2 protein-coding genes and 1 pseudogene are annotated in these 2434 nt (G+C 39.6%); all 3 read left to right on the top strand.

What is annotated here, in order from left to right; translation table 11 throughout:
* Positions 1-303 (top strand): hypothetical protein (locus tag ME3_RS07050; protein WP_007477879.1); only part of this gene is annotated, 303 nt, incomplete at its 5' end.
* Between the two features lie 116 nt (positions 304-419).
* Positions 420-548 (top strand): hypothetical protein, encoded by a 129-nt coding sequence (locus tag ME3_RS07315; RefSeq protein ID WP_280641480.1) that lies wholly within the window; start codon positions 420-422, stop codon positions 546-548.
* A gap of 168 nt (positions 549-716) precedes the next feature.
* Positions 717-2434 (top strand): annotated as a pseudogene (locus tag ME3_RS07055) (hypothetical protein); the annotation flags it as partial.

Here is a 2434-nt window from a genome sequence, read left to right on the forward strand (position 1 = left end):
CGTGATAGGGTAGCTAATGGTGATCGTTCTTGTGGGGTGGATCAGATTGTTAGCCGTAGTTCATCAAGATTAGACAAGAAAATATCTGCAGAAGAGCATTATAAGAAATTAACCACTAATCAGCAGTTTGTGAGTTGTAATCCTAATGATTTTACGGATCAATCAGTTACTTGGAATGCTGGTACGGATGCTATGCTCAATGTTGTTGCTACTGATGTGAATGTAAGAAAGGTTGCTGGAACGCCAGAGGGAATACAGGGTTATTTTGATAGTTTTACTTTGAGAGGTATTGTACTCAGCTAGGTTTAAATGCGGATGCAGAGAGCAGAGAGGATACTGCAATTGGCAGGGAAGCATGAGCTAATGGTGGGGGTTCTGTAGCTTTAGGTTTTTCAAGTCAGGCTCTCCAGTCACTATCTATTGTAATAGGTAATTACGCAAAGGCGGAGGGGATGAAGGCAATAGCTGTAGGTTCTTTTTCTGAGGCTAAATTAGGTACTGCTATTGGTTATAGTGCACAATCATCTGTGGAGGGGGTGTTGCTTTAGGTGATGATTCTAAAACCGAAGTTAGAAAAGGGGTTCCAGGTTATGATCCTGGAAGTGGCGTCGCTTCAATGAAGAAGTACTATAGGTGCAGTTAGTGTTGGTGATGTAAGCAGTGGAAAAACACGACAAATTACAGGAGTAGCAGCTGGTTTTAAAGAGACTGATGCAGTGAATATTGCCCAGCTGAAAGCATTAAAAACATGGGTAGAAGAAGAAGGTGGTACTTGGCAGCTTTCTGTTAACGGTCAAAATGCTACAAAAGTTAATAAAGACAGTAATCTCAATTTAGTTGCTGGAAGTAACAATATTAAGATTGTCAAAAATGACGATAAGATAATATTTGATTTAAATAAAGAACTTGCACTAACGGCCGTTTGGACAAGAAATGTCCGTTTAACTGATAATGGCTTATTTATTGTAAATGGCCCGTCAGTAACTACTGTTGGGATCAATGCTTCCAATATAAAAGTTATAAATGTAGCAGACGGAAATCTGTTTAATGGATCAAAAGATGCAGTAAATGCCGGTCAGGTTTATGAACTGAACAGCACAATTGCGACGTATTTAGGGGGTAATGCAAACGTACTGGAAAATAGGGCACCAACGTATACAATTCAAAGTCAAGAGTATAATAATGTCGGAGATACATTCACAGGTGTTGATACTTCACTGACACGGCTTTCTAAAAAGATTAACGACGTGGCAGATAGCATTCTCGTAGAGCAAAATTTAAGAACAAGGCGGATCACCATTGGTACCAAAACTGATGGTGCTGAGATCGAAATTACCAACCGTGAAGGAGAATCTCGGATACTTTCTGGTGTAAAAGACGGAGATCTTTCTACGCATTCGACAGAAGCAGTTAACAGGGCTCAGCTTTATAAGGTGGATGAAAGTGTTAAGACATTGGGTGGCACTATATTAAAAATTGAAGGGAAAGTGACAAACCTTGATACTAATGTCACAAAACTTAATACGAATATTTCGGAGTATTTAGGTGGTGGTGCAAATATGCTGATAGATAAGGCGCCAACTTATACAATTCAAAGTCATGAATATGGTAATGTTGGTGCTGCTTTTGTAGGTATCGATGAGAGTTTGACACAGCTTTCTAGTAGGATTGATAATGTAGTAAGTAACAACCTTGTCCAGCAAGAGCAAGGTACGCATAAGATCACCATTTGTGCTAAAGTGGAAGGCAGTGAGATCAGTATCAACAACAAGAGAGGAGGAGCTCGTAAACTAACTGGTTTGGCTGACGGGCAAGTTTCAGAAGGCTCAACAGATGCAGTGAATGGTGCGCAGCTTTATAAACTGAGCGGTAATGTATCTCAGTATTTAGGTGGTGGTGCTAACATACTAGAAGATACAGCACCAACGTATATAATTCAGAAGCAAACTTATAATGATGTTGGTGCTGCTTTTGCTGCTTCATTGACAAAGTTGCAGAATAATATCAATACCAATACTGCAGCCGTTAAGGAGAATGCTTTATTTTGGAGTGATAAGGAGGGAGCTTTTGTTGTGCTTCATGTAAATAAAGGAGAAGAACGGGGAACAGCAGAAAACAACAAACTAAAGTTTCTTTTAGATGGAGATGTTTCAAAGGACTCGACGGAAGCGATAACAGGTAATCAACTTTATGAGCTAAACAATCAGCTAGCAGCTTATTTAGGTGGAGGAGCTGGGTATCAGGATGGCCAGTGGATAGATCCAACGTTTACAATTACAGATTTTGGTGGGCAGAGCAAGAATGGAAAACAAGCATATAATAATGTAGCAGATGCTTTTGAGGCTGTTAATAGTAGTATGTCTGGTCTCAGTAATCGTATTGATCATGTTGAACATCAAGTAGGTTCTCAAGTGAATTCTGATGGTTTAAATTG

The organism is Bartonella melophagi K-2C (genome assembly GCF_000278255.1).
GTDB lineage: Bacteria > Pseudomonadota > Alphaproteobacteria > Rhizobiales > Rhizobiaceae > Bartonella > Bartonella melophagi.